General features: G+C 70.1%; 25 protein-coding genes, 2 tRNA genes, 1 pseudogene and 1 riboswitch. Of the genes and pseudogenes, 13 read left to right on the plus strand and 15 right to left on the minus strand.

Going from position 1 to position 25,463, the window contains the following annotated elements; translation table 11 throughout:
• Window positions 1-391: 391 nt before the first annotated feature.
• On the minus strand, window positions 392-634 hold the full coding sequence (locus ACRWK7_RS11895) for a hypothetical protein (RefSeq protein WP_431856431.1): 243 nt from the start codon (window positions 632-634) through the stop codon (window positions 392-394).
• A 127-nt stretch (window positions 635-761) separates the two neighbouring features.
• Between ACRWK7_RS11895 and ACRWK7_RS11900 the strand changes: the two genes are divergently transcribed.
• A complete protein-coding gene (locus ACRWK7_RS11900; RefSeq protein ID WP_431856432.1) occupies window positions 762-968 on the plus strand; it encodes a hypothetical protein in 207 nt (68 codons plus the stop codon).
• 324 nt (window positions 969-1,292) lie between these two features.
• Here ACRWK7_RS11900 and ACRWK7_RS11905 read toward each other — a convergent pair.
• The 10 genes from ACRWK7_RS11905 to ACRWK7_RS11950 all read right to left on the minus strand — a co-directional run bounded on the left by ACRWK7_RS11905 (window position 1,293) and on the right by ACRWK7_RS11950 (window position 8,480).
• Window positions 1,293-1,369 (minus strand) — tRNA-Arg (locus tag ACRWK7_RS11905).
• 28 nt (window positions 1,370-1,397) lie between these two features.
• Window positions 1,398-1,694 carry an ETC complex I subunit gene (locus ACRWK7_RS11910; protein WP_109117328.1) on the minus strand — a complete coding sequence of 99 codons (297 nt, stop codon included), beginning with the start codon at window positions 1,692-1,694 and terminating at the stop codon, window positions 1,398-1,400.
• 50 nt (window positions 1,695-1,744) lie between these two features.
• Window positions 1,745-1,821: transfer RNA gene (locus ACRWK7_RS11915), tRNA-Pro, on the minus strand.
• 64 nt (window positions 1,822-1,885) lie between these two features.
• On the minus strand, window positions 1,886-3,118 hold the full coding sequence (locus ACRWK7_RS11920; RefSeq protein ID WP_431856433.1) for an ABC transporter permease: 1,233 nt from the start codon (window positions 3,116-3,118) through the stop codon (window positions 1,886-1,888).
• The gene (locus tag ACRWK7_RS11925; protein ID WP_431856434.1) at window positions 3,115-3,843 is read right to left on the minus strand and encodes an ABC transporter ATP-binding protein; all 729 of its coding nucleotides are present in this window, start codon (window positions 3,841-3,843) and stop codon (window positions 3,115-3,117) included. Before ACRWK7_RS11925 ends, ACRWK7_RS11920 begins: the two co-directional genes overlap by 4 nt.
• Window positions 3,833-5,458: an efflux RND transporter periplasmic adaptor subunit gene (locus ACRWK7_RS11930; RefSeq protein ID WP_431856435.1), complete on the minus strand. Its 1,626-nt coding sequence runs from the start codon at window positions 5,456-5,458 to the stop codon at window positions 3,833-3,835. Before ACRWK7_RS11930 ends, ACRWK7_RS11925 begins: the two co-directional genes overlap by 11 nt.
• 74 nt (window positions 5,459-5,532) lie before the next feature.
• Window positions 5,533-6,009 carry a DUF192 domain-containing protein gene (locus ACRWK7_RS11935; protein WP_431856436.1) on the minus strand — a complete coding sequence of 159 codons (477 nt, stop codon included), beginning with the start codon at window positions 6,007-6,009 and terminating at the stop codon, window positions 5,533-5,535.
• A 68-nt stretch (window positions 6,010-6,077) separates the two neighbouring features.
• Window positions 6,078-6,641, minus strand: coding sequence for a hypothetical protein (locus ACRWK7_RS11940; protein ID WP_431856437.1), 564 nt, complete (start codon window positions 6,639-6,641; stop codon window positions 6,078-6,080).
• Window positions 6,638-7,240, minus strand: coding sequence for a hypothetical protein (locus tag ACRWK7_RS11945; RefSeq protein ID WP_431856438.1), 603 nt, complete (start codon window positions 7,238-7,240; stop codon window positions 6,638-6,640). Before ACRWK7_RS11945 ends, ACRWK7_RS11940 begins: the two co-directional genes overlap by 4 nt.
• 127 nt (window positions 7,241-7,367) lie before the next feature.
• On the minus strand, window positions 7,368-8,480 hold the full coding sequence (locus ACRWK7_RS11950; RefSeq protein WP_431856439.1) for an acetoin utilization protein AcuC: 1,113 nt from the start codon (window positions 8,478-8,480) through the stop codon (window positions 7,368-7,370).
• Window positions 8,481-8,570: 90 nt separating this feature from the next.
• Between ACRWK7_RS11950 and ACRWK7_RS11955 the strand changes: the two genes are divergently transcribed.
• The 5 genes from ACRWK7_RS11955 (at window position 8,571) to ACRWK7_RS11975 (ending at window position 12,987) form a co-directional block, all read left to right on the plus strand.
• Window positions 8,571-9,332 carry a DUF1194 domain-containing protein gene (locus ACRWK7_RS11955; protein ID WP_431856440.1) on the plus strand — a complete coding sequence of 254 codons (762 nt, stop codon included), beginning with the start codon at window positions 8,571-8,573 and terminating at the stop codon, window positions 9,330-9,332.
• Between the two features lie 7 nt (window positions 9,333-9,339).
• Window positions 9,340-9,447: riboswitch (TPP riboswitch) on the plus strand.
• Complete coding sequence (locus ACRWK7_RS11960; RefSeq protein WP_431856441.1) at window positions 9,440-10,201, plus strand: ABC transporter ATP-binding protein; 762 nt, start codon at window positions 9,440-9,442, stop codon at window positions 10,199-10,201. (Overlaps the previous riboswitch by 8 nt.)
• A gap of 184 nt (window positions 10,202-10,385) precedes the next feature.
• A complete protein-coding gene (locus tag ACRWK7_RS11965) occupies window positions 10,386-11,147 on the plus strand; it encodes an ABC transporter permease (RefSeq protein ID WP_431856442.1) in 762 nt (253 codons plus the stop codon).
• 3 nt (window positions 11,148-11,150) lie between these two features.
• On the plus strand, window positions 11,151-12,092 hold the full coding sequence (locus ACRWK7_RS11970; protein WP_431856443.1) for an ABC transporter substrate-binding protein: 942 nt from the start codon (window positions 11,151-11,153) through the stop codon (window positions 12,090-12,092).
• Window positions 12,093-12,168: 76 nt separating this feature from the next.
• On the plus strand, window positions 12,169-12,987 hold the full coding sequence (locus ACRWK7_RS11975; RefSeq protein WP_431856444.1) for a universal stress protein: 819 nt from the start codon (window positions 12,169-12,171) through the stop codon (window positions 12,985-12,987).
• 185 nt (window positions 12,988-13,172) lie between these two features.
• On the opposite strand, the gene ACRWK7_RS11980 is transcribed toward ACRWK7_RS11975, so the two are convergent.
• The 4 genes from ACRWK7_RS11980 to ACRWK7_RS11995 form a co-directional block, all read right to left on the minus strand.
• Entirely contained in the window at window positions 13,173-14,618 is a 1,446-nt protein-coding gene (locus ACRWK7_RS11980) for a sodium:proton antiporter (RefSeq protein ID WP_431856445.1), read from the minus strand.
• Window positions 14,619-14,685: 67 nt separating this feature from the next.
• The gene (locus tag ACRWK7_RS11985; protein ID WP_431856446.1) at window positions 14,686-15,063 is read right to left on the minus strand and encodes a DUF1850 domain-containing protein; all 378 of its coding nucleotides are present in this window, start codon (window positions 15,061-15,063) and stop codon (window positions 14,686-14,688) included.
• Complete coding sequence (locus ACRWK7_RS11990) at window positions 15,060-17,159, minus strand: TRAP transporter permease (RefSeq protein WP_431856447.1); 2,100 nt, start codon at window positions 17,157-17,159, stop codon at window positions 15,060-15,062. The genes ACRWK7_RS11985 and ACRWK7_RS11990 overlap by 4 nt, the downstream gene beginning before the upstream one ends.
• Window positions 17,160-17,184: 25 nt before the next feature.
• The gene (locus tag ACRWK7_RS11995) at window positions 17,185-18,126 is read right to left on the minus strand and encodes a TAXI family TRAP transporter solute-binding subunit (RefSeq protein ID WP_431856448.1); all 942 of its coding nucleotides are present in this window, start codon (window positions 18,124-18,126) and stop codon (window positions 17,185-17,187) included.
• A gap of 207 nt (window positions 18,127-18,333) precedes the next feature.
• On the opposite strand from ACRWK7_RS11995, the gene ACRWK7_RS12000 reads away from it, so the two are divergent.
• The 7 genes and pseudogenes from ACRWK7_RS12000 (at window position 18,334) to ACRWK7_RS12030 (ending at window position 25,438) form a co-directional block, all read left to right on the plus strand.
• The gene (locus ACRWK7_RS12000) at window positions 18,334-18,834 is read left to right on the plus strand and encodes a (2Fe-2S)-binding protein (protein ID WP_431856449.1); all 501 of its coding nucleotides are present in this window, start codon (window positions 18,334-18,336) and stop codon (window positions 18,832-18,834) included.
• A gap of 31 nt (window positions 18,835-18,865) precedes the next feature.
• The gene (locus tag ACRWK7_RS12005; protein WP_431856450.1) at window positions 18,866-21,256 is read left to right on the plus strand and encodes a xanthine dehydrogenase family protein molybdopterin-binding subunit; all 2,391 of its coding nucleotides are present in this window, start codon (window positions 18,866-18,868) and stop codon (window positions 21,254-21,256) included.
• Window positions 21,257-21,268: 12 nt separating this feature from the next.
• Window positions 21,269-22,063, plus strand: a complete 795-nt coding sequence (locus ACRWK7_RS12010) for an FAD binding domain-containing protein (protein ID WP_431856451.1) — start codon at window positions 21,269-21,271, stop codon at window positions 22,061-22,063.
• 161 nt (window positions 22,064-22,224) lie between these two features.
• Complete coding sequence (locus ACRWK7_RS12015; protein ID WP_431856452.1) at window positions 22,225-23,148, plus strand: AAA family ATPase; 924 nt, start codon at window positions 22,225-22,227, stop codon at window positions 23,146-23,148.
• Window positions 23,145-24,368 (plus strand): vWA domain-containing protein, encoded by a 1,224-nt coding sequence (locus tag ACRWK7_RS12020; RefSeq protein WP_431856453.1) that lies wholly within the window; start codon window positions 23,145-23,147, stop codon window positions 24,366-24,368. Before ACRWK7_RS12015 ends, ACRWK7_RS12020 begins: the two co-directional genes overlap by 4 nt.
• A gap of 26 nt (window positions 24,369-24,394) precedes the next feature.
• Window positions 24,395-24,703, plus strand: a pseudogene (locus ACRWK7_RS12025) (XdhC family protein); the annotation flags it as partial.
• Between the two features lie 15 nt (window positions 24,704-24,718).
• Complete coding sequence (locus ACRWK7_RS12030) at window positions 24,719-25,438, plus strand: XdhC family protein (RefSeq protein ID WP_431856548.1); 720 nt, start codon at window positions 24,719-24,721, stop codon at window positions 25,436-25,438.
• Window positions 25,439-25,463 lie beyond the last annotated feature (25 nt).

The following is a 25,463-nucleotide window of genomic DNA, read 5'->3' on the forward strand; positions in this document are numbered from 1 at the left end:
GCTAGAACCTTGGTTGTCTCTAACCCTCCCTGTAATCGCCTTTGCCGGGGGTTCCCAACGGAACCTCCGGCCATTTTTTGCGCGCGCGGTGTGGGTTCTGCCGCAAAATTCATCTCTTTGAAAAAATTTGATCCAGATCAATGGAAGAGCTTAGGCCGAACGGCTATATAACGTTCGTCTCTAACCCTCCCTATATCGACTTCGACCGGAGCATCCTCGTGACGCTCCGGTTTTTTTCGTTCGTTTTGCCGTCCGATCTTGATGTGAATCAATGAGCCGGTGGTCTGCGGCGCATAGAACGGAAAGGTCTCTAACCCTCCCTGTATTTGCTCCTCGGAGGCCCCGGCGAGAGTCGGAGCCTTCTTTTTTGCTCTGGATTTCCGGACGGGCGTCACGGGCCGCGGCGGGCGCGCGTCCAGCGCAGAAGGATGCTGACGGCGGCGATCGGCAGCACGACCACGGCCCCGACCAGGATGTAGGGCACGGCCCACCGCGCCACTCCCACCGCCAGATCGAAGACGTCGCGGATTGTCGCCCAGGTGTTGGTAAGGATAGCGGCCGGGTCGATGTCGAAGACCGACAGGGCGAAGCCGACGACGAAACACAGCACGATGATCTTGACGATCCAGCCCAACGGTCCACCTCCCTTGCGTCGCCGGGGGACGACGCCGTCCGTCCGCGGTAAACGCCGCGGCCACGGGCACGGTTCCGTTGCACAACGCCCTCGGTCGACGCGAAGAAGCAGCAACCAGGGGGCCGGCATGAGGAAGCGCCATCATCTCTGGGCGGTCGCTGGCCTGCTGGTCGGCCGCTACGGGCATGCCGCGCCGGCCCAGGCTGAGGCCTACGCTCGCCAAGCGGAACGTGACGGCGACGGTGACGCGCACGCCATCTGGAACGACGTGGCCGGCGCGCTGCATGGCCGGCGCGCCGCGCCCAGGCATGCTCCGCGCGCCGAAGCCGACTGACCCGCGATCTATCAGGCGCTTGCACGCCTTCGTTCAGACGATGATCGAAGATGCATGCCCGGAGGAGGCGCTCCCTACCCCCTTATCCCCAGAATCGGTGGATAACTCTGTGGAGGAGGATGAGGGGAACCCGTGGCCGCAGTGCCCACGGGCGGTTGCCTAAAAGATAGGCAGGCGCGAAATTCCTTTTTTAATAAGGGGTCCGCGCGCATCTTCAGGCACGGTGTCAGGTTTTGTCACACACCCGCAACACACGACCTACCCATCCAGGCGGGGGATAACTTCCTTTCGCACACGACGAAAGAGCGCCAACCCCCAAAGGGATGGCGACCCCAGCAGGGCTCGAACCTGCGACCTGCCGCTTAGAAGGCGGCTGCTCTATCCAGCTGAGCTATGGGGCCGTTGTCCGGAACGGCGGGACCCGCGGCGTCAGAAGCGCGGGCGGTCCATGCGGAAGTTGTCGGCGTAGTTGCGCGGGCGCACGCGGCGCACGGCGGCGTCCTGCACGGTGTACTCCCAGCCCTTGCGCTCCGCGAAGGCGATGGCGTCTTCCTTGGTCTCGAAGCGCAGCTTCACCTGGTTCAGCGTGTCGCCCGAGCTGATCCAGCCCATCAGCGGCTCCGGCCGGCGGGGCGTCTCGATCTCGTACTCCAGCAGCCAGAAATGCGTCTTCGCCCGCCCGGACTGCGTGGCCGCCTTGCTCGGCTGGGAAATCCGGACCTTCATGGACGACGCTCCTTCTTCTTGCTTCGTGTGTTCCACACGGCGGACGGCGGTGGTCGGGGCGCCCGGATTCGAACCGGGGGCCTCCAGTACCCAAAACTGGCGCGCTACCAGACTGCGCTACGCCCCGTTCGCCGCCGTGTGGAATACACGAACGCGACGCCCACGGCAAGGACGCCGGACAGGCTTCGGCATCACTCGTGCCGCAACGCCTCGATGGGGTTGAGGGTGGAGGCGCGCCGCGCCGGGTACAACCCGAAGAACACCCCCACCACCCCGCTCACGCCCACCGCCAGAACGATGGAATCCGGCTCGATCAGCGTCGGCCAGCCGGCCAGCCGCGCCACCAGGATCGCCGCCGCCACGCCGACCAGCACCCCGACCGCCGCGCCGATCACCGACAGCGTCGTGGACTCGATGAGGAATTGCATCAGGATGTCGCGCCGCCGCGCCCCCACCGCCAGCCGCAGGCCGATCTCCCGAGTCCGCTCGGTCACCGAGACCAGCATGATGTTCATGATGCCGATGCCGCCCACCAGCAGCGACACCGCCGCCACCGCCGCCAGCAGGAAGGACAGCGCGCGGGCCGAGGCGTCGCGGGTCGCCGCCACCTCCGACAGGTTGCGCATCCAGAAATCGTCCTCCTGCCCGTCGGCCAGCCGGTGGCGCTGACGCAGCAGTTCCTTCAGCTGGGCCTGCGCCGCGTCCATGTCGGCGCCGTCCGCCATCTTGATGGTGATGGAGTGCACGAAGCGCGGGTTGGACTTCGCCATCTTCGGGATGTTGCGCTTGGCCGTGCTCAACGGCACGAAGACCACGTCATCCTGGTCCTGCCCGTATGTGTTCTGCCCCTTGGCGCCCAGCACGCCGATGACGGTGAAGGGCGTGCTGCCGATGCGCACCGTCTCGCCCAGCGCATCGCCGCCGCCGAACAGGCTGTTCACCACCGTCTGGCCGAGCAGGATCACCTTGTTGGCTTGCGCCACGTCCTCGTCCGACAGCGCCCGCCCGCCGGGGACGACCCAGTCGCGCGCCTCCAGATAGTCGGGCGTGACGCCGAACAGCGTCGTCTGCCAGTTCTGGTTCCCGGCCACCACCTGGAGGCCCCAGCGGACCGACGGCGCGGCGATGCGCGCGCCCTCGATCTCGCGGACGATGGCCACAGCGTCGTCCTCGGTCATCGACGCGGCGGTGCCGGCGCCGAGGCGCACGCCGCCGCGCTGGATGCTGCCCTGCCCGACCAGCACCAGGTTGGTGCCCAGGCTGGCGATCTGCCGCAGCACCTGGTCACGGGCGCCGGAGCCCACCGCCACCATGGCGATCACCGCCGCCACGCCGATGACGATGCCCAGCATGGTCAGCGCGCTGCGCAACGGGTTGGCGCGCAGCGTCTCCAGCGCCGAGCGGATGGCGTCGAAGGCGTTCACGCCACCGCCTCCAGCGGCTGTTGCCGGCGGTCGTCGGTCAGGTGCCCGTCGCGGAAGGTCAGCACCCGCCCGGCGTAGGCGGCGACGTCCGGCTCGTGCGTCACCAGCACCACGGTGATGCCCTGGCGGTTGAGCTGCTGGAACAGCCCCATGATCTCGGCGGTCGTGCGACTGTCGAGCGCGCCGGTCGGCTCGTCGGCGAGCAGCAGCGACGGCCGGTTGACCAGCGCGCGGGCGATGGCGACGCGCTGCTGCTGGCCGCCCGACAGCTGCGACGGGCGATGGTGCGTCCGCCCGGCCAGCCCGACCTGCGCCAGCGCCTCGGCGGCGCGACTCAGGCGCGTGGCGCGGTCGACGCCGGCGTAGACCATGGGCAACGCCACGTTGGCCGCGGCGTCAAGGCGCGGCAGCAGGTTGAAGGACTGGAAGACGAAGCCGATGCGCCGGTTGCGGATCGCCGCCAGTTCGTCCGAGCCGAGCCGGCTGACCTCCTCCCCCTCCAGGCGGTAGCTGCCGGAATCGGGCAGGTCCAGGCAGCCCAGCACGTTCATGAAGGTGGACTTGCCGGAGCCGGACGGCCCCATCACCGCGACGAACTCGCCCCGCAACACCGACACGCTGACGCCGGCCAGCGCCGCCACCCGCTCGGCCCCCATGACGTAGGTCCGCCGCAGGTCGCGCACTTCGATGAGCGGCGGGTCGGGAGGCCCAGCGTCAGAAGGCAAGTCGGAGACCTCTCTTGGCGTTCTGCTCCGGCGGCAGGACGCCGGTGATGACCTCCTGCCCGGCCTCCAGGCCACCGGTCACTTCGGTGAAGCTGCCGTCGGTGATGCCGACGCGCACCGCCACCGCCACCGGCGCGCCCGTTGCGCCCGCCACCCACACGTTGCGCGCCGCTCCCTGGCGCCCCTGGCCGGCGCGCAGCTCCTCGAACGCCTCGCGCTGCTCCGGCGCCAGCAGGGCGACGATCTGCTCGTTGGCGCGCTGGCGGATGGCGCGCGCCTCGGCGCGCTGCCGTTCGGGATCGCCCGGTCCGCCGAGGGCGGCGAAGCGGTCGCGCGCCTCCACGACCACCGCGTCGAGCGCGGCGCGCTGCTTGGCGTCGAGGCCGAGGTCGGCGGCCAGCCGGCGCGCAAGATCCTCCAGCGCCGCCGCGCCCCGTCCGCCGGAGGGGCCGCCGGTCGTCGGAGTCGGCGCCGCGTCGCCGCGGGCGGCGTCGGCCGGGCGGAAGCGCAGCGCGGCGTTGGGCACCTTCACCGTGTTGCGGCGCTCCTCCACGACGATGCGCAGGTTGGCGGTCAGGCCGGGCAGCAGCCGCATGTCCTGGTTCTGCACGGTGATGGCGACGATGTAGCTGACGACGTTCTGCTCCTCGGCCGGCGCCAGACGCACCTGGCTGACCGTGCCGTGGAAGCTCTCGCCCGGGAACGTGTTCAGCGTGAAGGTGACCGGCAGCCCCTCGCGCACCCGCCCGATGTCGGCCTCGTCGATGTTGGCGAGCACCTGCATGTGCCGTAGGTCCTGGGCGATGGTGAACAGCGTCGGCGCGGAGAGGCTGGCCGCCACGGTCTGCCCGACGTTCACCTTGCGATCGACCACCACGCCGTCGATGGGCGAGCGGATCTCCGAGCGGTCGATGTCCACCTGCACCAGCTGCAGGGCCGCCTGCCGCTGCGCCACGTTGGCCTCGGCCACCTGCACCTGGGCGACGGCGACGGCGTGCGACGCCTCGGCCGACTGCACGCCGGCCTCGGCCTGCTGGCGCTGCGCCACCGCGGACGTCAGCGCGGCGCGGGCGGAGCGGGCGGCGGTCTGCGCCTTCTCGAAATCGGCGGTGGTGGCGACGCCGCGGCTGCGCAGCTCCTCCCGGCGGACGAGGTCGCGGTCGGCGTCCAGCACCGCCAGCTCGGCGCGCGCGATCTGCGCCACCGCGCTGGCAAGAGCGGCGCGGGCGTTGGCGGTGTCGGCCTGCGCCTTGTCGCGCTGGGCGCGGCTGACGCTCAGCGCCGCCGCCGCGGCGTCCAGGTCGGCTTGCGCCGATTTCAGGCGCGCCACCAGCTGCGCGGTGTTCAGTTGGGCGAGGAGCTGGCCGGTGACCACCTTGCTGTTGAAGTCGGCGTTCAGTTCGGCGATCTGGCCGGACAGCTGCGAGCTGACCTCCACGGTCACCACCGCGGTCATCTTGCCGGTGGCTGTGATGGCGCTGACCAGCGGCCCGCGCTCCACCTTGGCGAAGCGGTAGGCCGGCGGCGGTTCGGTCGCGCCGAACCATGCGTAGGCCGCCGTTCCCGCCGGCACCAGAACGAGAAGCGCCAGAACCGTGACGAACCGCCGTCTCATCAGCACCCACACATATCCAGCCACCGCAACGGTTTAGTCCGACATTGCGGCAAACCGGCGGCGGCAACCCGCTGCTACTTCGCCCCGGCGATCAGCGGGTGCACCACCCGGTCGCCGGCGCGGATGCCCAAGCGCGCGCTCATGCCGCCGTTGATCTCCAGGATCGCCTTCACCGGAGCCGCCGAACGAATGGCATCGGTGGAGTGCGGCACCGCGCGTTCGTGGATGTTGACGATGCGGCCATCCGCGGCGATGAACAGCATGTCCAGGGGGATCAGCGTGTTCTTCATCCAGAACGCCGCCGGCTGCACCTGGTCGTAGACGAACAGCATGCCGGCGTCGGCTTCCATCTTTTCGCGAAACATCAGGCCCTGCGCCTGCTGCGCCGGGGACAGCGCCACCTCGATGTTGAAGCGGAAGCGCTGGCCGGCCGCCGTCTCGACCGTCACCGTCGAGCGCTGGAACTGCTCCAGCGCCGACGCCGCGCCCGGGGCGGCGGCCAGGAACACCGAGAAGCACAGGACGAAGCGGCTCAAAATGCGTCCGATCATCGTTGAAAACCATCCGCGGGAAGTGGTCGTCCGCGGACCTTGCCCGCGCGCCGCCCCGCTGTCCAGCCTCAGGACGTCTTGAGGGCCGCCGCGGGCCGGCCGCTCGGATACAGATCCTCCTTCACCGGCTGGACGCTGCGCACCGCGTAGCCCGGCCGGGCGCTGAAGCGCCGCACCGCGCGTTCCGCCGCGTCGCGGTCGGTCTCCGCCCACACCAGGTATTCGCGCCCGCGCGCCCATTCCTGGGCCAACGGGTGGCTGGCGTCCACCTCGCCGATCTGCGTGTTGGCGACGACGACCAGCCACTCCTTGTCGGACGGGTTGCGGCGGTCGCTGAGGATCAGCAGGCGCGGCTTGCGCTTCGCCTGCTCCTCGGCCAGCTTCTGCTGCACCTCGGCCTGCTTCTTGCGCAGCGCGATCATCTCGTTCAGCAGGTCGTCGGTTTCCTTGTTGGCGCTCTCCTCGTCGCGCTGGAAGCGCTTCATGCTCGCCTCCAGCTTCGCGATGGACTCCCGCGCCGCCTTCACCCGGGTGCGCGACTGGCCGACGATCGCCTCCAGCGACAGCAGCACGTTGCCGAGCCACGCCGCCAGCGCGATGATCACCAGGATGATGAGGAAGTTGAGCGTCATTGCATGGCCGCCTTGGCTTCCGCCAGCGCGCGCGCCTGCGCCTCGGCGACCATCTTCTCGGCCGCCGTGCCGCCGGCCTTCTGGAAGCTCTTCTGGTAGCCCAGCTTGAACGGGAACGCCGTTTCGACCTGCTGCTTGGCCTCCTCGAAACTGCCCGCCCACACCTCGGCGATGTTGGTGTAGCGCCAGATCGGGTTGGCCTGCGCGCGCTCGCCGTTGGCGCGCGCCGCCGCGGCGGCCGCCTCGCGGCTGACGTTCACCGTGTACTTGCTGGTGCTCGCCGAGGGTTCGCCGACCTCGTGCACGAACAGCGGCGGCTGTTCGGCAAGATCGGCGATGGCCTTTTCCATCCGACGGATGTCGCCTTCCAGCCGATGCTTTTCGGAGCTCTGCTGGTTGCGGCGCGACACCGCTCCGCTAACGCGGTCCTGCAGGTCCTGCGCTTCCGAGTGCAGCACGTAGATGCGGTTCTCGAGCTGGTCCAGGCCGGCCGACCGCTCCAGGAACCCGGGCAGAAAATCCTTCATCAGCGCGGCCACCGGGAGCGCCGCCAGCATGATCGCGCCGATGGCGATCAGAAGCAGGGTCGTGTTCGACATGTCCCGGACTTCGCGTTCCTTCCGCGCGCACGCGCACCCCGTGGACAGTCGCCGATTTTTTATTGCGCGTCAACGCGTTGCGCCGTGACATCAGCGGCTGTTGCGGATCGGATACAGCAATATCCGTCTACGTGCCCTCCAGGGCCAGCGCCGTCACCCGCCGCACCGGGTCGCGCACGGGCCCTGGGCGTGGCGCGTCGGCCAGCGTGGCGAACCAGTGTTCCGGCGGGTTGCGCCCGGCGCCGCGGTTCCAGGTCAGACTGCGCAGCACCGACTCTGCGGCGTGTGTCGGCCCTTCGGCGGGGTCAAACCCGTTCAGCGTCGCCCAGATGCCGGCCCAGCAGCGCCCGACGGACCACGGGTTGTAGCCGCCGCCGCCGACCACCAGCATCCGCGGTGCCAAATCCATCAGCGCCGCCACCGCCCGCCACAGCGCGCCGTTGGACAGCTCCAGCTTGCTCAGGGGGTCCTCGGCCAGCGCGTCGGCGCCGGTCTGCACCACCACGACCTCCGGCGCGAACCAGCGGCCGAGCGGCCGGATCGCCACCTCCACGAGGTGATCCATCTCGCTGTCGTTGAAGCCCGGCGGGACCGGCAGGTTGCGCACCATGCGGCCGGCGCGCTCTTCCGCCATGCCGGTGAAGGGCCAGCGGCCGTCCTCGTGCACCGACAGCGTCAGCACCCGGTCGTCGTCGGCGAACGCCTCCTCCACGCCGTCGCCGTGGTGGGCGTCAAGGTCGACGTAGTAGACGCGCTCCACCCCGGCGTCGAGCAGCTCCAGGATCGCCAGCACCGGCGCGTTGAGATAGCAGAAGCCGCTGGCCCGGCCGGGGCGGGCGTGGTGGGTGCCGCTGGCCGGGCTGTAGACGATGCCGGGCTCCTCCAGCAGCAGGCGCGCCGCCTGGATGCCCGCCCCGGTGCTGATCGCCGGGCGCCGGTACATCTCCGGAAACACCGGGTTCTCCAGCTTGCCGAGGTTGTAGCGCGCCGCCGTCTCCGCATCGACGCGCTGCTCGGCCTCGGCGCGGGCGAGCGCCAGGATGTAGTCGCGGTGGTGGAAGCGCGCGATCTCGTCCACCGTCGCCACCGGGGTGTCGATGTAGACGCCATCGTCCAGCCAACCCATCGCCCGGCAGAGGTCGATGGTGGTGGAGACGCGGGGGATGGCGAGCGGGTGCTTCGGGCCGTAACTCGACCCGCGGTACACTTCGCTGCCCAGGAAGAGCGGACGGCGTGCCATGGCCCCGACAAGGTGGGCTGGCGCCGGGGTTCCGTCAACGACGCACCGGGGGCCTTGCCGTGACGCCACCGCGCCCTTTCTTGATGAGGGATGCCGACGCCGCTTCGCCTCATCGCCGCGCTGACGATCCTGCTGGTCCTGACCGGACCGGGCCGCGCAGCCGGCGGCCGGGTGCCGGTGGACCTCGAACTGGTGCTGGCCATCGACGTGTCCGGCAGCATCGACCCGGACGAGGCGGAACTGCAGCGCCGCGGCTACATCCAGGCCTTCCTCAACCCCAAGGTCATCAACGCCATCAGCTCCGGCCCCTACGGACGCATCGCGGTGACCTACGTGGAATGGGCGGGCGACCACTACCAGCAGACGGTTATCGGCTGGACCCTGCTCGACCGCCGCGAGGCCATCACCGCCTTCGCCGACCGGCTGGGGGAGAGCGGCATCGGGCGCGAGCGCTGGACCTCTATCAGCGCCGCCCTCGCCTACGCCTCCGCGCTGTTCGAGAACAACGGCTTCGAGGGCACGCGGAAGGTCATCGACGTGTCCGGCGACGGCCCCAACAACAGCGGCCCGCCGGTGACCTTCATCCGCGACGCGGTGGTGGAGAAGGGCATCACCATCAACGGCCTGCCCATCGTCAACGACCGCCCCAACCCCTGGGGCGGCGAGCCGCCGCGCGACCTCGACGGCTATTACCGCACCAACGTGATCGGCGGGCCCGGCGCGTTCCTGGTGGTGGCCGACGGCTTCGACGCCTTCGCGCAGGCGATCCTGACCAAGCTGCTGCTGGAAATCTCCGGACTGCCGCCGTCCAGCGACCACGCCGCTTGCCCGCGCTGTTCCGAGTTGCCATAGTCCCTCCCCTGTCACTGGGGGGAGCCGGCGGTCGGCTGAGAGGTCCCATGAGCGGGACGACCCCTGGAACCTGATCCGGTTCGTACCGGCGTAGGGACCAGTGAGCCATGCACGCGCGCGTTCCACCGGCCGGGGTGCCGGCTCCGGTTTCCGTCACCATCGCCTCCGCCCGCCTGACCTACGGCGGCGCGCCGCTGTTCGAGGATCTCAACCTGCGCCTGGAGCCGGCGGCGGTCACCTGCCTGCTCGGTCCGAGCGGCGTGGGCAAGACCACCCTGCTGCGCCTGATCGCCGGGCTCGCCGAGCCGGAACCGCCGACCACGGTGACCGCGGGCGACGGGCTGCCGCTGGCCGGACGCGTTGCCTACATGGCGCAGCAGGATCTGCTGCTGCCCTGGCTGAGCGTGCTGGACAACGTGCTGCTCGGCGCCAAGCTGCGCGGCGAACGGCGCTCGCCGCCGCTGGTCGATGAGGCGCACGGCCTGCTGGAGCGCGTCGGGCTGCCCGGCCGCGCCGGCGACCGTCCGGCGGCGCTGTCCGGCGGGCAGCGCCAGCGCGTCGCGCTCGCCCGCACGCTGATGGAGCGGCGGCCGGTGGTGCTGATGGACGAGCCGTTCTCGGCGCTCGACGCGATCACCCGCCTGCGCCTGCAGGAGCTGGCGGCGGAGCTGCTGGCCGGGCGGACGGTGCTTCTGGTCACCCACGATCCCCTGGAGGCGCTGCGGATCGGCCACTTCGTGCACGTGATGAGCGGCATGCCGGCGACCGTCGGGCCGGCGCTGGAGCCGCCGGGGACGCCGCCGCGCGCGCCGGACGACGCGGCGGTGTTGGCGATGCAGGGCGAGTTGCTGCGGAGGCTGGCGGGATGAGCTTCAGCCTTGCAACACTTGCCCCCACCCAACCCTCCCCCGCTTCGCAGGGGAGGGCTTTCAGGGCTGATGGCGGAGTTCCCTCCCCTGCGAAGCTCTCGCGCAAACCTATGGTTTGCGCTGACGCGGCAGGCGGATCTCCGATCCGCCGAGAGCGGGGGAGGGTTAGGGTGGGGGAAACGCCATGCGCGTGATCCGCGCCCTCGTCACCCTCGCCGTCCTCCTCGCCGCCTGGCAGGCGCTGGTCTGGGCCACCGGCCTGCCCCGCTTCATCCTGCCCGGCCCGCTGGCGGTCGCCGACGCTTTGCAGCGCAACGCCGGCCTGCTGGCACAGCACGCCGCCACCACGCTGGCCGAGATCCTGATCGGCCTCGTCCTTGGTGTCGTGCTCGGCACGGCGAGCGCCGTCGTCCTCGCCAGCGTCCGCGGCGCGCGGCGCTGGCTGATGCCGCTGCTGGTGGTCAGCCAGGCGATTCCGGTGTTCGCGCTGGCGCCGTTGCTGGTGCTGTGGCTTGGCTACGGCATGGTGTCGAAGATCGCCATGGCGACGCTGGTCATCTACTTCCCGGTCACCACCGCGCTGTTCGACGGCCTGCGCCGCACCGAGCCGGGCTGGCTCGACCTCGCCCGCACCATGGGGGCGTCCGGCGTCTCCACGCTGTGGCACATTCGCCTGCCCGCCGCCCTGCCCGCCCTGGCCTCCGGCATCCGCGTCGCCGCCGCGGTGGCGCCGATCGGCGCGGTGATCGGCGAGTGGGTGGGCTCCTCCTCCGGCCTCGGCTACCTGATGCTGCACGCCAACGCGCGCATGCAGGTGGACCTGCTCTTCGCCGCCCTGTTCGTGCTCGGCGCGTTCGCGGTGGCGCTCTACGCCGTCACGGACGCGCTGCTGCGGCGCGCGCTGCCGTGGCTTCCCGATTCCCATGCGTTCGATGAGAAGGACTGACCGATGAAGTTCCCGTTCGCCGCCGCGGCGTTCGCCGCCGGGCTGCTGACCGCCCTGCCCGCGCTGGCGCAGGACAAGATGACCGTGCTGCTCGACTGGTTCGTCAACCCCGACCACGCCCCGCTGGTGGTGGCGAAGGAGCTGGGCTTCTTCAAGGACGCCGGCCTGGACGTCGAGCTGGTCGCCCCCGCCGATCCCAACGACCCGCCGAAGCTGGTCGCCGCCGGAAAGGCGGAGCTGGCGGTGTCCTACCAGCCGCAGCTCCAGGTGCAGGTCGGCGAGGGGCTGCCGCTGGTGCGCGTCGGCACGCTGGTGTCGACGCCGCTCAACTCGCTGGTGGTGCTGGCCGACGGGCCGGTGAAGTCGGTGAAGGACCTGAAGGGCCGCAAGGTCGGCTTCTCGGTCGGCGGGTTCGAGGACGCGCTGCTCGGCGCCATGCTGGAGAAGGCGGGCCTGAGCCTGAAGGACGTGACGCTGGTGAACGTGAACTTCTCGCTGTCGCCGTCGATCCTCTCGGGGCAGGTGGACGCGGTGATCGGCGCCTTCCGCAACTTCGAGCTCAACCAGATGGCCATCGAGAAGCACCCGGGCCGCGCCTTCTACCCCGAGGAGGAGGGCGTCCCGGCCTACGACGAGCTGATCCTGGTCGCCAACAAGGCGCAGGCCGGCGACCCGCGTCTGCCGAAGTTCCTGGCGGCGGTCGAGCGCGCCGTCCTCTACATCCTCAACCACCCCGAGGAGGCGCACGCCGCCTTCACCAAGGGCCGGCCGGAGCTGAACGACGAGCTGAACCGCCGCGCCTGGGCCGACACGCTGCCGCGCTTCTCGCACAGCCCGGCGGCGCTGGACGCCGGCCGCTACGCGCGCTTCGCGACCTTCCTGAAGGCCCGCGGCCTGATCAAGGAGGCGCTGCCGGTGGACGCCTACGCCGTCACGCTGAAGTAGGGGCCGGTTGCCAATGTGCTCCGGCGGGCGTTACCGTGTGGTGGGCCCGCCGGGGCCGGCAAACGCGAGCGAGACCATGCCGATCAAGACCATCCTGCTGCACATGGCGAACGACGACCGCCACACCACCCGCCTGGAGGTGGCCGTCTCGCTGACCAAGCGCTTCGACGCCTTCGTGGAGGTGCTGTACATCGCCACCCCGGTGGCGATGCCCGCGGCGGCCACCGGGCGCGCCGCCTCCTACGGCTACATCGCCGAATCGACGGTGATCGCCCGCGAGAAGGCCGGCGAGGTCGAGCACGAGGTGCGGCAGGCGCTCAAGGACTGCTCCTATTCCTGGACGGTGGACGAGGGCGACCACGTCGAGCTGCTGGCCAGGCGCGCCGCCTACGCCGACCTCGCCATCGTCACCCAGTCGCACCCGGCGCACATCGAGGACCGCGTGCTGCTGCACGTCCCCGACCGCCTGCCGCTGGAGGCCGCCTGCCCCACCCTGGTGCTGCCCTACGACGGCATGCCGGAGACCTTCGGCCGCCACGTCATGCTGGCCTGGAAGAACACCCGCGAGGCGGTGCGCGCCGTGCGCGAAGCCATGCCGTTCCTGCAGGCCGCGGAGAAGGTGACGGTGCTGACCGTCGACCCGCCGCACCACACCACCGACACCGCGCGCGACGTGATGGTCTATCTGGAGCGGCACGGCGTGCGCACGTGGCACCAGTCCAACATCGCCAGCGGGGACGTCGGCGAGGTGATCCTGACCTGCGTGCAGGACGTCGGAGCCGACCTGCTGGTGATGGGCGCCTATGGGCACTCCCGCTTCCGCGAGATGGTGCTGGGCGGCGCCACGCGCACCGTGCTCCAGCACATGCACGTGCCGGCGCTGATGGCCCACTGATCGCGCCGCCGGGCGAGTGGAACGTTTTGGAACACCGTGGAACAGTGTGCAGGGGCTGTTCAGTTCGTTCCTTAGCGACACGGACATAGATCCCAGATAGCGGATCTAAATCCTAGCCCGTTCGGGCGTGCCTGTAAAGGGGGCTTGCAGCCCCCCTTGCGGGCGCGCCGAATCCACCGCGGGCACTACCGGAAGAACACCAGGGTGATCAGCCCGAACAGCGGCACCAGGATGCCGCACGACCACGCCATGTAGCCGAAGAAGCTGGGCATCTTCACGCCGCGCTCCTCGGCAATGGCCTTGACCATGAAGTTGGGCGCGTTGCCGATGTAGCTGTTGGCGCCCATGAACACCGACCCGGCCGAGATGGCGGTCAGCGTCGGCGCCCATTCGCCCATCAGGTGCACGGCGTCGCCGCCCGCGGTGTTGAAGAACACGAGATACGTCGGCGCGTTGTCGAGGAAGCTCGACAGGATGCCCGACGCCCAGAAGTACGCCGCCGGCACGGGCTGGCCGTCGTGGTTGACCGCGGCGATGATGGCGCCCAGCGAGCCCTCGGTGCCGGCGCGCAGGATGGCCAGCGCCGGGATCATGGTCAGGAAGATGCCGGCGAACAGCTTCGCCACCTCCACCATCGGCCCCCAGGAGAAGGCGTTCATCCGCCGGCTCTCGGACTCGGTGAGGTGCAGCGACAGGCCGGTGATGAGCAGCAGCAGCGCCTGGCTGGCGATGCTCTCCCACGGCAGCACGACGCCCATCACGTCGAGCCCGCCACCGGGGTGCCAGACGCCGCTCAGCAGCACCGCGCCGACGATGGCGCCGAGCAGCAGGAAGTTCACCTTGCCCTCGATGGCCAGCGGTTCCTTGAACTCCTCGGTCAGCGGCTCCGTGCCGCCCTCGCGGGCGTAGAGGACCCAGTCGGTGATGAAGTACACCACCAGCAGAATCGCCGCGGCGAAGGCCGCCGGTGCGATCAGGTGCGTGGTCGGCCAGAAGAAGCTGACGCCCTTCAGGAACCCCAGGAACAGCGGTGGGTCGCCGAGCGGAGTCAGCGAGCCGCCGATGTTGGCGACCAGGAAGATGAAGAAGACGACGGTGTGCACCTTGTAGCGCCGCTGGTCGTTGGCGCGCAGCAGCGGCCGGATCAGCAGCATGGACGCGCCGGTGGTGCCCATGAGGCTCGCCAGCGCCGTGCCCAGCGCCAGCCCCACCGTGTTGGCGAGCGGCGTGCCGACCAGCGCGCCTTTCAGCCGCACGCCGCCGGCCACGGTGAACAGCGCCGTCAGCAGAACGATGAACGGGATGTACTCCAGCAGCACCGTGTGCAGCACCTCGGTCGCCGTCAGGTCGAGGCCGTAGCGCATCGCGAACGGGATCAGGAAGGCGAGAGTCCAGCCGGCGGTGATCTTGCCGAAATGGTGGTGCCAGATCATCGGCGCCGCCAGCGGCAGGACGGCAATGGACAGCAGCACGCCGACGAACGGCACCACCCAGAGCGGCCCCAGTTCGCGGCCGTCGAGGTGCGGGACTTCGGCAGCCATCGCCAGCGCCGGTAGGGCGAGCGTTGCGAGGAAGGCGAGCCCCGGCAGCAGGCGGGGGCGAACAGCGCGGCGTCGGATGGCGTCGGTCATCGGGAAATCGGGGTAATCCGTTGGGTTGGAAGTATGGAGTCCGCGGCAGCGTGAGCCAAGCCGGAAACTACGGGCACGGCCGCATTTCGATCGGACTGCCGCTGACGCCGGTCCAGTCGTGCAGGGCTCGGCACTGCCCGGCGGCGCACAGCTGGTGGTCGGCGGTGTGCGCGGACGCCGCGAGCACCACCCGCGGCTGCGGCGGCACCGTCGGATGCCAGACGATCCAGCCGTCCTCGACGCGTGCGTCCGGCGGCGGCTCGACCCCGGCCCCTCCCCCTTTCACGCGCGCCGTTTCCAGGACCAGCCCGCCGTCGGTGATCCGCCACTCCTCGCGCCACTCCGTCCGCTCGATCGAATGGGTCCAGGACAGAGTGAAGCGGTCGGCCGGAACGCTGGCCAGGACCGTCGCGGCCCCGGCCAGCGCCAAGCAAAGGCTGCTCATCGCGCGGGAACGACCAGCTGACGCTCCCGCCACCATTGCCACGCCATGAAGGCCGCGGTCGCGGCGAAGCCCGCCTCGTCGGTCCACGGCACCGCCAGGACGAAGAGGAACGCGGCGCCGGCGGCGATGATGCGCTCGGCCCAGTTCAGCGGCGTCCAGAAGTAGCCGATGGTGGCGGCTCCCCACAGCGCGATGGCGATGCACGCCTTGACGACCATGTAGGCGACGTTGAACCAGTTGTCGGTCTGCAGCATCAGCGCCGGGTCGTACACCGCCATGAACGGCACCACGTAGCCGGCCATGGCGACGCGGGTGGCGATCCAGCCGATCTCCATGTGGTCGGCCCGGCAGATCGACGACGCGGCGAGCGCCGCCAGCGCCACCGGCGGCGTCAGGTCGGCCATGATGCCGAAGTAGAAGACGAACATGTGCGAGACGATCAGATCCACGCCCATCAGCTTCAGCGCCGGGGCCGTGATCGCCGCCATGACGATGTAGTTGGCCGTGGTCGGCAGGCCGGTGCCCAGCACGATGGAGGCCACCATGGTCAGCAGCAGCGCCAGCAGCAGGTTTCCACCGGAGAAATCCACGACCATGGCCGCAAAGCCCGAGGACAGCCCGGTCAGCTGCATGATGCCGATCAGCACGCCGACCAGCGCGCAGGCGACGCCGACGCCCACCGCGTTCTTGGCGCCGTCGGCGAGGCTCTGGATGAGCAGGGCGACGCTCTCCCGCCCGTCGCGGAAGGCCAGGCAGACCAGGGCGAGCAGAGCCACCAGGGCGAACGCCACGTGCTCGGTGCGCAGGCCCACCCGCCACAGGGCCGCGGCGGCGACGCCGAGCAGCACCCAGAACGCCACCCGCAACACCATCGTCCCGAACCGCATGGCCAGACGCGACCCGAGGATCAGCGCCGCCGTCGCCGCCAGCCCCATCACGCCGGCGAACAGCGGCGTGAAGCCGGAGAACAGCAGGTACACCAGTGCCGCCAGCGGCAGCATCAGGTACCAGCCCTCGATCACCGCCTTCATGGCGCTCGGGCACTCGGAGCTCGGCAGGCCGACGAGGTTGCGCCGCCCGGCCTCCAGATGGACCATCCAGAAGGCGCTGCCGAAGTACAGGATCGCCGGGATCGCGGCGGCCAGCGCCACCTCGCTGTAGGGAACGCCGATGGTCTCCGCCATGATGAAGGCGGCGGCGCCCATCACCGGCGGCATCAGCTGCCCGCCCATGCTGGCCGTCGCCTCCACCGCGCCGGCGAAGGCGGGGCGGTATCCGAAGCGCATCATCAGCGGGATGGTGAACTGCCCGGTCGTCAGCACGTTGGCGACGCCCGAGCCGTTGATGGTGCCCATCAGGCCGGACGAGATCACGGCCACCTTGGCCGGCCCGCCCTTGGCGTGGCCGACGAGGCCGAGCGAGACGTCGTTGAACAGCTTGATCATGCCGGCGCGCTCCAGGAAGGCGCCGAACAGGATGAACAGGAAGATGTAGGTCGCCGACACGAAGGTGGGCGTGCCGTAGATGCCCTCGGTGGACAGGTACAGGTTGTCGATCACCTGGTCGATGTCGTAGCCGCGGTGCCCGAGGCCGAAGGGCAGATGGCGGCCGAACAGCGCGTACGGGATGAACACGCCGCACATGATCGGCAGCACCCACCCCATGATGCGCCGCGCCCCCTCGAACACCAGGGCGATCACCAGCACGCCGACCACGAGGTCGGTGGTGCTCGGGTCGCCCGAGCGCTGGATGAGGTCCGCCTCGAACCACCAGTGGTACAGGCTGAGCACGAAGGCGAGGATGCCCAGCGCCCAGTCGTACCAGGGAATGGTCCGCCGTTCGGTCTGGCGGAACCCGAACAGCGTGTAGGTCATCAGCAGCAGGAAGCCGACGTGGATCGACCGCACCACCAGGCTGGACAGCGGGTTGAACGCCGCCGTCCACACCTGGAACACGGAAAACAGCACGGCGATGATGAAGACGACCTTGCCCGCCACCCCCTCGAACGCCACCACGGTGGCGGGGTTCTCGCGGTCGATGGCCTGACGGATCTTGACGTCTTCGTTCTGCGCGGACGAAGCGGGTGCGGCGGTCATGGGGCCGTTCCTGTCGGGGCGCGGCTTACTTCAGCAGCCCCTTTTCCTTGTAGAACTTCTCGGCCCCCGGATGCAGCGGGATGGGCGCCTTGGCGGCGTCCGCCTCCAGCTTGATCTGCTTGGCCGCGGCGTGCGCGGCGGTCAGGTTGTCGAGGTTCTCGTACATCGCCTTGGTCATGGCGTAGACCGACGCCTCCGGCACGCCGGCGTGCGTGACCAGGAAGTTGCGCACGGCCGCCGTCGGCACCGCTTCGGTCTGGCCGTTGTAGGTGCCGGCCGGCACGGTCTCGGAGATGTAGGCGGGGTCGCCGACCTTCTGGATGACGTCGGGCGGCACCGCGACCACGGTGATCTCCTGCGATGTGGCGAGGTCGCGCACCGCCGCCACGCCCAGCCCGGCGGAGATCAGCGTCGCGTCGAGCTGCCGGTTCTTCATCAGGTCGACGGATTCGGCGAAGGGCAGGTACTCGGTCTTGGCGAAGTCGTTGTAGCTCATGCCGGCGGCGCTGAAGATGGCGCGGGCGTTCAGCTCGGTGCCCGACTTCGGGGCGCCGACCGACACGCGCTTGCCCTTCAGGTCGGCCAGCGTCTTGATGCCGGAATCCTTGGCGGCGACGATCTGGATGTAGTTGGGGTAGATGCCGGCGACGCTGCGCAGCTTGTCCAGCTTGGCCTTGAAGCCCGCCTCCTCGCGGCCCTTCCACGCGTCGGACAGCGAATCACCGAGGGTGAAGGCGATCTCGCCGCGGCCGGCCTGCAGCAGGTTCAGGTTCTCCACCGACGCCTTGGTCGCCTGCACGGTGATCTTGGCGCTCGAGATCGCCTTGGAGTAGATGCCGTTCAGCGCCACGCCCAGCGGGTAGTAGACGCCGCTGGTGCCCCCGGTCAGGACGGTGATGAACTCATTGGCGTGCGCCGGGGCGGCGACGGCCAGACAGACTCCGAGCGCTGCAGCGAAACGCTTCATCGCGGTACCTCCCTCCGTATTTTTTGTACGCGTTCTTCGCGATAAGGATTGTTCGGACCCGAATGTACCCCGCCCGGACGCGCTCCGCCAGTGTGGAAGACCACAAGTTGGGGGGACGGTATATTCCGTACGGTGGCTTGACCTTGGTCGGGGCCGGCACCCTATCCTTGCACAAAGGCCCGAAGGCACAAGGGAGGGAGTCCACGCATGTCCTGCACCGTCACCATGACCGTCAACGGCAAGGCGGTCACGCGCGAGGTCGAGGAGCGCACCCTGCTCGTCCACTTCCTGCGCGAACACCTCGCCCTCACCGGCACGCACGTCGGCTGCGACACCAGCCAGTGCGGCGCCTGCGTCGTCCACGTGGACGGCCGCTCGGTCAAGTCCTGCACCATGCTGGCCGTCCAGGCCGAGGGCGCCAGCGTCACCACCATCGAAGGGCTGGCGGCGGCCGACGGCACGCTGCACCCGATGCAGGCGGCCTTCCGCGAGCATCACGGCCTGCAATGCGGCTTCTGCACGCCCGGCATGGTGATGAGCGCGGTGGATCTGGTGAAGGACAACCCGAGCCCGTCCGAGTCGGAGGTCCGCGAGGGGCTGGAGGGCAACATCTGCCGCTGCACCGGCTACCACAACATCGTCAAGGCGGTGCTGGCGGGAGCGGAGGCGATGCGCTCCGGCGAGCCCGCCGCAGCCGCGGCCGAGTAACGACAAACGGCTTCATGGGAGGACTTGTGCGATGGCGAACCCCACCGGGATCGGCGCGTCCGTGCGCCGCCGCGAGGACCAGCGCTTCCTGACCGGGCGCGGCACCTACACCGAGGACATCAAGCGGCCGAACCAGACCCACGTCCACATGCTGCGCTCGCCCTACGCGCACGCGCGCATCCGCGGCATCGACGCGGCGGAAGCGCTGAAGGCGCCGGGCGTGGTGGCGGTGTTCAGCGGCGCCGACATGGCCGCCGACAACGTGAACTCCCTGCCCTGCGGCTGGCTGATCCACTCCAAGGACGGCTCACCGATGAAGGAGCCGCCGCACTTCCCCATCGCCCGCGACAAGGCGCGCTACGTCGGCGACATCGTCGCGGTGGTCATCGCCGAAACCCGCGAGCAGGCCAAGGACGCGGCCGAGCTGATCGACGTCGATTACGAGGACCTGCCGGCGGTCGTCTCGCTGCGGCAGGCCACCGGCGGAAGCGCCGCACCGGTGCACGACGATGTGCCGGACAACGTGTGCTACGACTGGCACCTGGGCGACGCCGCGGCGGTGGACGCCGCGTTCGCGCAGGCCGCGCACGTCACCAAGCTCGACCTCGTCAACAACCGCCTCGTCCCCAACGCCATGGAGCCGCGCGCGGCACTCGGCGAGTACGACGCGGCGAACGGCGATTACACGCTGACCACCACCTCGCAGAACCCGCACGTGATCCGCCTGCTGATGGGCGCCTTCGTGCTGGGCATCCCCGAACACAAGCTGCGCGTGGTGGCGCCGGACGTCGGCGGCGGCTTCGGCTCGAAGATCTTCCACTACGGCGAGGAGGCCATCGTCACCTGGGCGGCGAAGAAGGTCGGCCGCCCGGTGAAGTGGACCGCCGAGCGCTCGGAGAGCTTCCTGTCCGACGCGCACGGCCGCGACCACCTCACCCACGCCGAGCTGGCGCTGGACAAGGACGGCAATTTCCTGGCGCTGAAGGTGTCGACCCTGGCGAACATGGGCGCGTACCTGTCCACCTTCTCGACCTCGATCCCGACCTACCTGTACGCCACGCTGCTGGCCGGCCAGTACAGGACGCCGGCGATCTACGCCGAGGTGAAGGCGCTGTTCACCAACACCGCGCCGGTCGACGCCTACCGTGGCGCCGGCCGCCCCGAGGCGTGCTACCTGATCGAGCGTCTGGTCGAGACCGCGGCGCGCGAGATGGGCATCGACAAGACGGAGATCCGCCGCCGCAACTTCGTGCCGGCCGACGCCATGCCCTACCAGACGCCGGTGGCGCTGCAGTACGACACCGGCGACTTCGCCAAGAACCTCGACATGGCGCTGCCGGCGGTGGACTACGCCGGCTTCGCCCGGCGCAAGGCCGAGGCCGCCACGCGCGGCAAGCTGCGCGGCATCGGCTTCGCCACCTACATCGAGGCCTGCGGCATCGCCCCGTCCAACGTGGCGGGCGCCCTGGGGGCCCGCGCCGGCCTCTACGAGTCCGCGGAGGTGCGCTTCCACCCCACCGGCTCGGTGACGGTGTTCACCGGCTCGCACAGCCACGGCCAGGGGCACGAGACGACCTTCGCGCAGATCGTCGCCGAGCGCTTCGGCATCCCCATCGAGAACGTCGAGATCGTGCACGGCGACACCGCCAAGGTGCCGTTCGGCATGGGCACCTACGGCTCGCGCTCGCTGGCGGTCGGCGGCTCGGCGCTGGTCAAGGCGATGGACAAGGTCGAGCGCAAGGCCCGCAAGATCGCCGCGCACCTGATGGAGGCCGCCGAGGCCGACATCGAGGTGAAGGACGGCCGCTTCACCGTCGCCGGCACCGACAAGAGCGTCGGCATCGGCGACATCGCGCTGGCCGCCTACGTCCCGCACAACTTCCCGCTCGACGAGCTGGAGCCGGGGCTGGACGAGCAGGCGTTCTACGACCCGAAGAACTTCACCTACCCCAACGGCTGCCACGTCTGCGAGGTGGAGATCGACCCGGACACCGGCGTGGTGTCGGTGGAGAGCTTCAGCGCGGTGGACGATTTCGGCCGCGTCATCAATCCGCTGATCGTCGAGGGGCAGGTGCACGGCGGCATCGTCCAGGGCATCGGGCAGGCCTTGTTCGAGAACTGCGTCTACGACGAGGACACCGGACAGCTGATCACCGGCTCCTACATGGACTACTGCATGCCGCGCGCCCACGACGTGCCGTCGTTCCAGGTGAGCTGGCACGAGGACCAGCCCTGCACGCACAACCCGCTGGGCGTGAAGGGCTGCGGCGAGGCCGGCACCATCGGCGCCGCGGCGGCGGTGATGAACGCCGTCGTCGACGCGCTGGCCGAGCACGGCGTCACCCACATGGACATGCCCGCCACGCCCGAGAAGGTCTGGCGCGCCATCAACCAGTCCCGCCCGGCCATGGCGGCGGAATAAGGAGGAAAGACCATGTACGCCTTCGAATACCGCCGCCCGGCCTCGCTGGCGGAAGCGGTGTCCCTGTTGGGCAAGGCCGAGGAGGGCAAGATCCTCGCCGGCGGCCAGACGCTGCTGCCCACGCTCAAGCAGCGGCTCGCCCGCCCGACCGAGCTGATCGACCTGTCCAAGGTGCCGGAGCTGAAGGGCATCAGCGAGGACGGCAGCGCCCTGTTCATCGGCGCCTTCGCCCGCCACGCCGAGGTGGCGGCCAGCGATCTGGTGAAGCGCCGCATCCCGGCGCTCGCCGACCTCGCCGTGCACATCGGCGACCGGCAGGTGCGGGCGCTGGGCACGCTCGGCGGCTCGATCGCCAACGCCGACCCGGCGGCCGACTACCCCGCGGCCGTGGTGGCGCTCAAGGGCACGGTGAAGACCGACCAGCGCGAGATCGCCGGCGACGACTTCTTCACCGGCATGTTCGAGACCGCGCTGAACCCCGGCGAGGTCATCGCCGGCGTACGCTTCCAGGCGCCGGACAAGGCGGCCTACGCCAAGTTCCGCAACCCGGCCAGCCGCTACGCCATCGTCGGCGTCTTCGTGGCGCGGTTCGGGAGCGAGGTCCGCGTCGCGGTGACCGGCGCCGGGCCGAGCGTCTTCCGCGCAACGGACATGGAAGCGGCGTTGGCCAAGGACTTCCGCGCCGACGCGCTGTCCGGCGTGGCGGTGAGCGCCAACGGCCTCAACGGCGACATCCACGCCAGCCCGGAGTACCGCGCACACCTCGTCACCGTCATGGCGAAGCGCGCGGTGGAGGCGTGCGGGTAAAGGAAGCCAGTCCCTCCCCCGCCTCCGGCGGGGGAGGTTAGGAGGGGGCAGCGGCGCCTTGGAAAGACGGTAGCCCCCACCCTCCCCGCTTCGCGGGTCCCCTCCCTCCCCCGCCGGAGGCAGGGGAGGGACATTTACGCCAACCGCACTATAATCACCGTATGTCGATTCCCCTCCCCACCTCCGTCGACGCCACCCTCGACCTGCTGAGCCGGGGCGACTACGTCGCCGACCGCGCGCTGTCCACGGCGCTGTACCTCGCGCTCAAGCTCCGGCGCCCGCTGTTCCTGGAGGGCGAGGCCGGCACCGGCAAGACCGAGATCGCCAAGGTGCTCTCCCGCACGCTCGGCCGCCGTCTGCTGCGCCTGCAATGCTACGAGGGGCTGGACGTGGCGTCCGCCGTCTACGAGTGGAACTACGCCCGCCAGATGATGGAGATCCGGCTGGCCGAGGCCACCGGCGACCGGGACCGCGACGCGCTTGCCTCCGACCTGTTCTCCGACGCGTTCCTCATCAAGCGCCCGCTGCTCCAGGCGCTGGAGCCCGATCTCGCCGGCCCTCCCGTCCTGCTGATCGACGAGCTGGACCGCACCGACGAGCCGTTCGAGGCGTACCTGCTGGAGGTGCTCTCCGACTTCCAGGTGACGATCCCGGAGTTCGGCACCATCAGGGCGCCGGAGCCGCCCATCGTTATCCTCACCTCCAACCGCACGCGCGAGATCCACGACGCGCTGAAGCGGCGCTGCTTCTACCACTGGGTCGACTACCCCTCGGCCGAGCGCGAGCGCGAGATCCTGCGCGTCAAGGCGCCGAACGCCGACGCGCGGCTGGCGGCGCAGGTCGTGGGTTTCGTGCAGAGGCTGCGCGCCATGGACCTCTACAAGGCGCCGGGCGTGGCCGAGACGCTGGACTGGGCGCAGGCGCTGGTGGAGCTGAACCAGCTGGAGCTGGAGCCCTCGGTCATCAACGACACGCTCGGCACGCTGCTGAAGTACCAGGACGACATCGCCCGCATCCAGGGCAGCGAGGCGGCCCGGCTGCTCGCCCAGGTCAAGACCGAGCTGGCCGCCACCCGCGCACCATGACCTCCCCCGCCTCCCCGATCGGCGAGGCGCGGCTCGCCGCCAACCTCATGCACTTCGCCCGCGCGCTGCGCGCCGCCGGCCTGCCGGTCGGACCGGGCAAGGTGTTGCAGGCCTTGGAGGCGGTCGAGGCGGTGGGCCTCGGCAACCGGCGGGACTTCTACTGGGCGCTGCATTCTGTGTTCGTCAACCGACGCGACCAGCGGCCGGTGTTCGATCAGGCGTTCCACGTCTTCTGGCGCAACCCGGACCTGCTGAAACGCATGATCGGCATGATGCTGCCGGGCATGCGGGTCCCGCCCTCCCCCGACCAGAAGGAGCTGTCGCGCCGCGTCGCCGACGCCCTGCGCGGCCCCGGCGCCGCCGGGGAGGAGCAGGAGAAGACCGAGATCCAGGTCGATGCCGCCTTCACCGTCTCCGACCGGGAGCTGTTGCAGGCCAAGGACTTCGAGAAGATGTCGGCCGACGAGCTGGCGGAGGCCAAGCGCCTGATGGCCCGCATCGCGCTGCCGGTCGCCGAGGCCGCCACCCGCCGGCACCGCCTCGACCCCACCGGCCCGCGCATCGACCCACGCGCCACGCTGCGCCGCATGCTGCGCCAGGGTGGCGACGTGGCGGAGCTGGTGCGCTCGCGCCGCCGCACCCGGCCGCCGCCGCTGGTGGTGCTGTGCGACATCTCGGGCTCCATGAGCCGGTATTCACGCATGCTGCTGCACTTCCTGCACGCGCTGTCGAACGACCGCGACCGGGTCTACAGCTTCGTCTTCGGCACGCGCCTCACCCACGTCACGCGCCACCTGCGGCACAGGGATGTGGACGTGGCATTGGACGCCGTGGCGGGAGCCGTCCAGGATTGGTCCGGCGGAACCCGGATCGGCGCCACGCTGCACGAGTTCAACCGCGTCTGGGCGCGCCGCGTGCTCGGCCAGGGGGCGGTGGTGCTGCTGATCACCGACGGGCTCGACCGCGACGCCGGCGAGGGTCTCGGCCGGGAGGCGGAGCGGCTGCACAAGAGCTGCCGCCGCCTGATCTGGCTGAACCCGCTGCTGCGCTGGGAGGGCTTCGCGCCGAAATCGTCCGGCGTGCGGGCACTGTTGCCGCACGTCGATGACTTCCGGCCGGTGCACAACCTGAACAGTCTGGCGGACCTCGCCGGGGCGCTGGAGCGCACCGGCCCGCGCCGGCACGGGGGCATGCGGGCGTGGTTGAAGGGAATGGCCTGAGAATAGAATGGGCTGAGGAAACGGGCATGAGCGACGACATCCTCGAACAGGCGGCGCGCTGGCGCGCCGAGGGGCGCCGGGTGGCGCTGGCCACGGTGGTGGCCACCTGGGGCTCCTCGCCACGGCCGGTGGGAAGCACCATGGCGGTGGACGAGGCGGGCGCCATGGCCGGCTCGGTGTCCGGCGGCTGCATCGAGGGCGCCGTCGTCCACGAGGCGCAGAAGACCATGGAGGACGGCGAGCCGCGCCTGCTCTCCTTCGGCGTCACGGACGAGATGGCGTGGGAAGTCGGGCTGGCCTGCGGCGGCAAGGTGCAGGTCTACGTCGAGGCGGTGGCCCAAGACGGGGGAATGAAGCGCGACACCCTGGACCGCCTGCTGAAGGCGCGGGCGGACAAGGTGCCGGTGGCGGTGGTCACCGACCTGTCCTCCGGCATGCAGAGCCTGGTGTTCCACGACGCGGTGCACGGCGGCTTCGGCCTGGAGGAGCACCACCTCGCCGAGATCCGCGCCCGCCTGCGCCAGGACCACAGCGGGCTGGTCGAGTTTCCCGACGTCGAGGGCTACGAGGGCGAGGGGCCGCGCCTGTTCGTGCACGCCCACAACCCGCCGCTGCGCCTGATCGTCGTCGGCGCCGTGCACATCGCGCAGCTGGTGACGCGCATGGCCGCCCTCGCCGGCTACGCGGTGACGGTGGTCGACCCGCGCGCCGCCTTCGCCACCGAGGCGCGCTTCCCCGGCGTGGAGCTGGTCCATTCCTGGCCCGACGAGGCGCTGGCCGCGCTCGCCATCGACGCGCGCACCGCGGTGGTGACGCTGACCCACGACGCGAAGCTGGACGACCCGGCGCTGATGGTGGCGCTGCGCTCGCCGGCGTTCTACGTCGGCTCGCTGGGCAGCAACCGCACCCACGCCAAGCGCCTCGACCGCCTGTCCGAACAGGGAGTGACCGAGGCGGAGCTGAAGCGCATCCACGCCCCGGTCGGCCTCGACATCGGCGCCGAGACCCCGGCCGAGATCGCGGTGTCCATCATCGCCCAGGTGGTGGCGGCCCGCCGCAACGCGCTCTAGATCAAAGGGGAAGCGCCGTTTCGGG

The sequence above is a fragment of the Azospirillum sp. genome (assembly GCF_050789165.1).

Coding starts and splice junctions, on each gene's coding strand:
- ACRWK7_RS11900 (WP_431856432.1), top strand. CDS start 762: ATGAGGAAGCGCCATCATCTCTGGGCGGTCGCTGGCCTGCTGGTCGGC.
- ACRWK7_RS11910 (WP_109117328.1), bottom strand. CDS start 1,694: ATGAAGGTCCGGATTTCCCAGCCGAGCAAGGCGGCCACGCAGTCCGGG.
- ACRWK7_RS11930 (WP_431856435.1), bottom strand. CDS start 5,458: ATGAGACGGCGGTTCGTCACGGTTCTGGCGCTTCTCGTTCTGGTGCCG.
- ACRWK7_RS11935 (WP_431856436.1), bottom strand. CDS start 6,009: ATGATCGGACGCATTTTGAGCCGCTTCGTCCTGTGCTTCTCGGTGTTC.
- ACRWK7_RS11940 (WP_431856437.1), bottom strand. CDS start 6,641: ATGACGCTCAACTTCCTCATCATCCTGGTGATCATCGCGCTGGCGGCG.
- ACRWK7_RS11945 (WP_431856438.1), bottom strand. CDS start 7,240: ATGTCGAACACGACCCTGCTTCTGATCGCCATCGGCGCGATCATGCTG.
- ACRWK7_RS11950 (WP_431856439.1), bottom strand. CDS start 8,480: ATGGCACGCCGTCCGCTCTTCCTGGGCAGCGAAGTGTACCGCGGGTCG.
- ACRWK7_RS11955 (WP_431856440.1), top strand. CDS start 8,571: ATGCCGACGCCGCTTCGCCTCATCGCCGCGCTGACGATCCTGCTGGTC.
- ACRWK7_RS11960 (WP_431856441.1), top strand. CDS start 9,440: ATGCACGCGCGCGTTCCACCGGCCGGGGTGCCGGCTCCGGTTTCCGTC.
- ACRWK7_RS11965 (WP_431856442.1), top strand. CDS start 10,386: ATGCGCGTGATCCGCGCCCTCGTCACCCTCGCCGTCCTCCTCGCCGCC.
- ACRWK7_RS11970 (WP_431856443.1), top strand. CDS start 11,151: ATGAAGTTCCCGTTCGCCGCCGCGGCGTTCGCCGCCGGGCTGCTGACC.
- ACRWK7_RS11975 (WP_431856444.1), top strand. CDS start 12,169: ATGCCGATCAAGACCATCCTGCTGCACATGGCGAACGACGACCGCCAC.
- ACRWK7_RS11980 (WP_431856445.1), bottom strand. CDS start 14,618: ATGACCGACGCCATCCGACGCCGCGCTGTTCGCCCCCGCCTGCTGCCG.
- ACRWK7_RS11985 (WP_431856446.1), bottom strand. CDS start 15,063: ATGAGCAGCCTTTGCTTGGCGCTGGCCGGGGCCGCGACGGTCCTGGCC.
- ACRWK7_RS11990 (WP_431856447.1), bottom strand. CDS start 17,159: ATGACCGCCGCACCCGCTTCGTCCGCGCAGAACGAAGACGTCAAGATC.
- ACRWK7_RS11995 (WP_431856448.1), bottom strand. CDS start 18,126: ATGAAGCGTTTCGCTGCAGCGCTCGGAGTCTGTCTGGCCGTCGCCGCC.
- ACRWK7_RS12000 (WP_431856449.1), top strand. CDS start 18,334: ATGTCCTGCACCGTCACCATGACCGTCAACGGCAAGGCGGTCACGCGC.
- ACRWK7_RS12005 (WP_431856450.1), top strand. CDS start 18,866: ATGGCGAACCCCACCGGGATCGGCGCGTCCGTGCGCCGCCGCGAGGAC.
- ACRWK7_RS12010 (WP_431856451.1), top strand. CDS start 21,269: ATGTACGCCTTCGAATACCGCCGCCCGGCCTCGCTGGCGGAAGCGGTG.
- ACRWK7_RS12015 (WP_431856452.1), top strand. CDS start 22,225: ATGTCGATTCCCCTCCCCACCTCCGTCGACGCCACCCTCGACCTGCTG.
- ACRWK7_RS12020 (WP_431856453.1), top strand. CDS start 23,145: ATGACCTCCCCCGCCTCCCCGATCGGCGAGGCGCGGCTCGCCGCCAAC.
- ACRWK7_RS12030 (WP_431856548.1), top strand. CDS start 24,719: ATGAAGCGCGACACCCTGGACCGCCTGCTGAAGGCGCGGGCGGACAAG.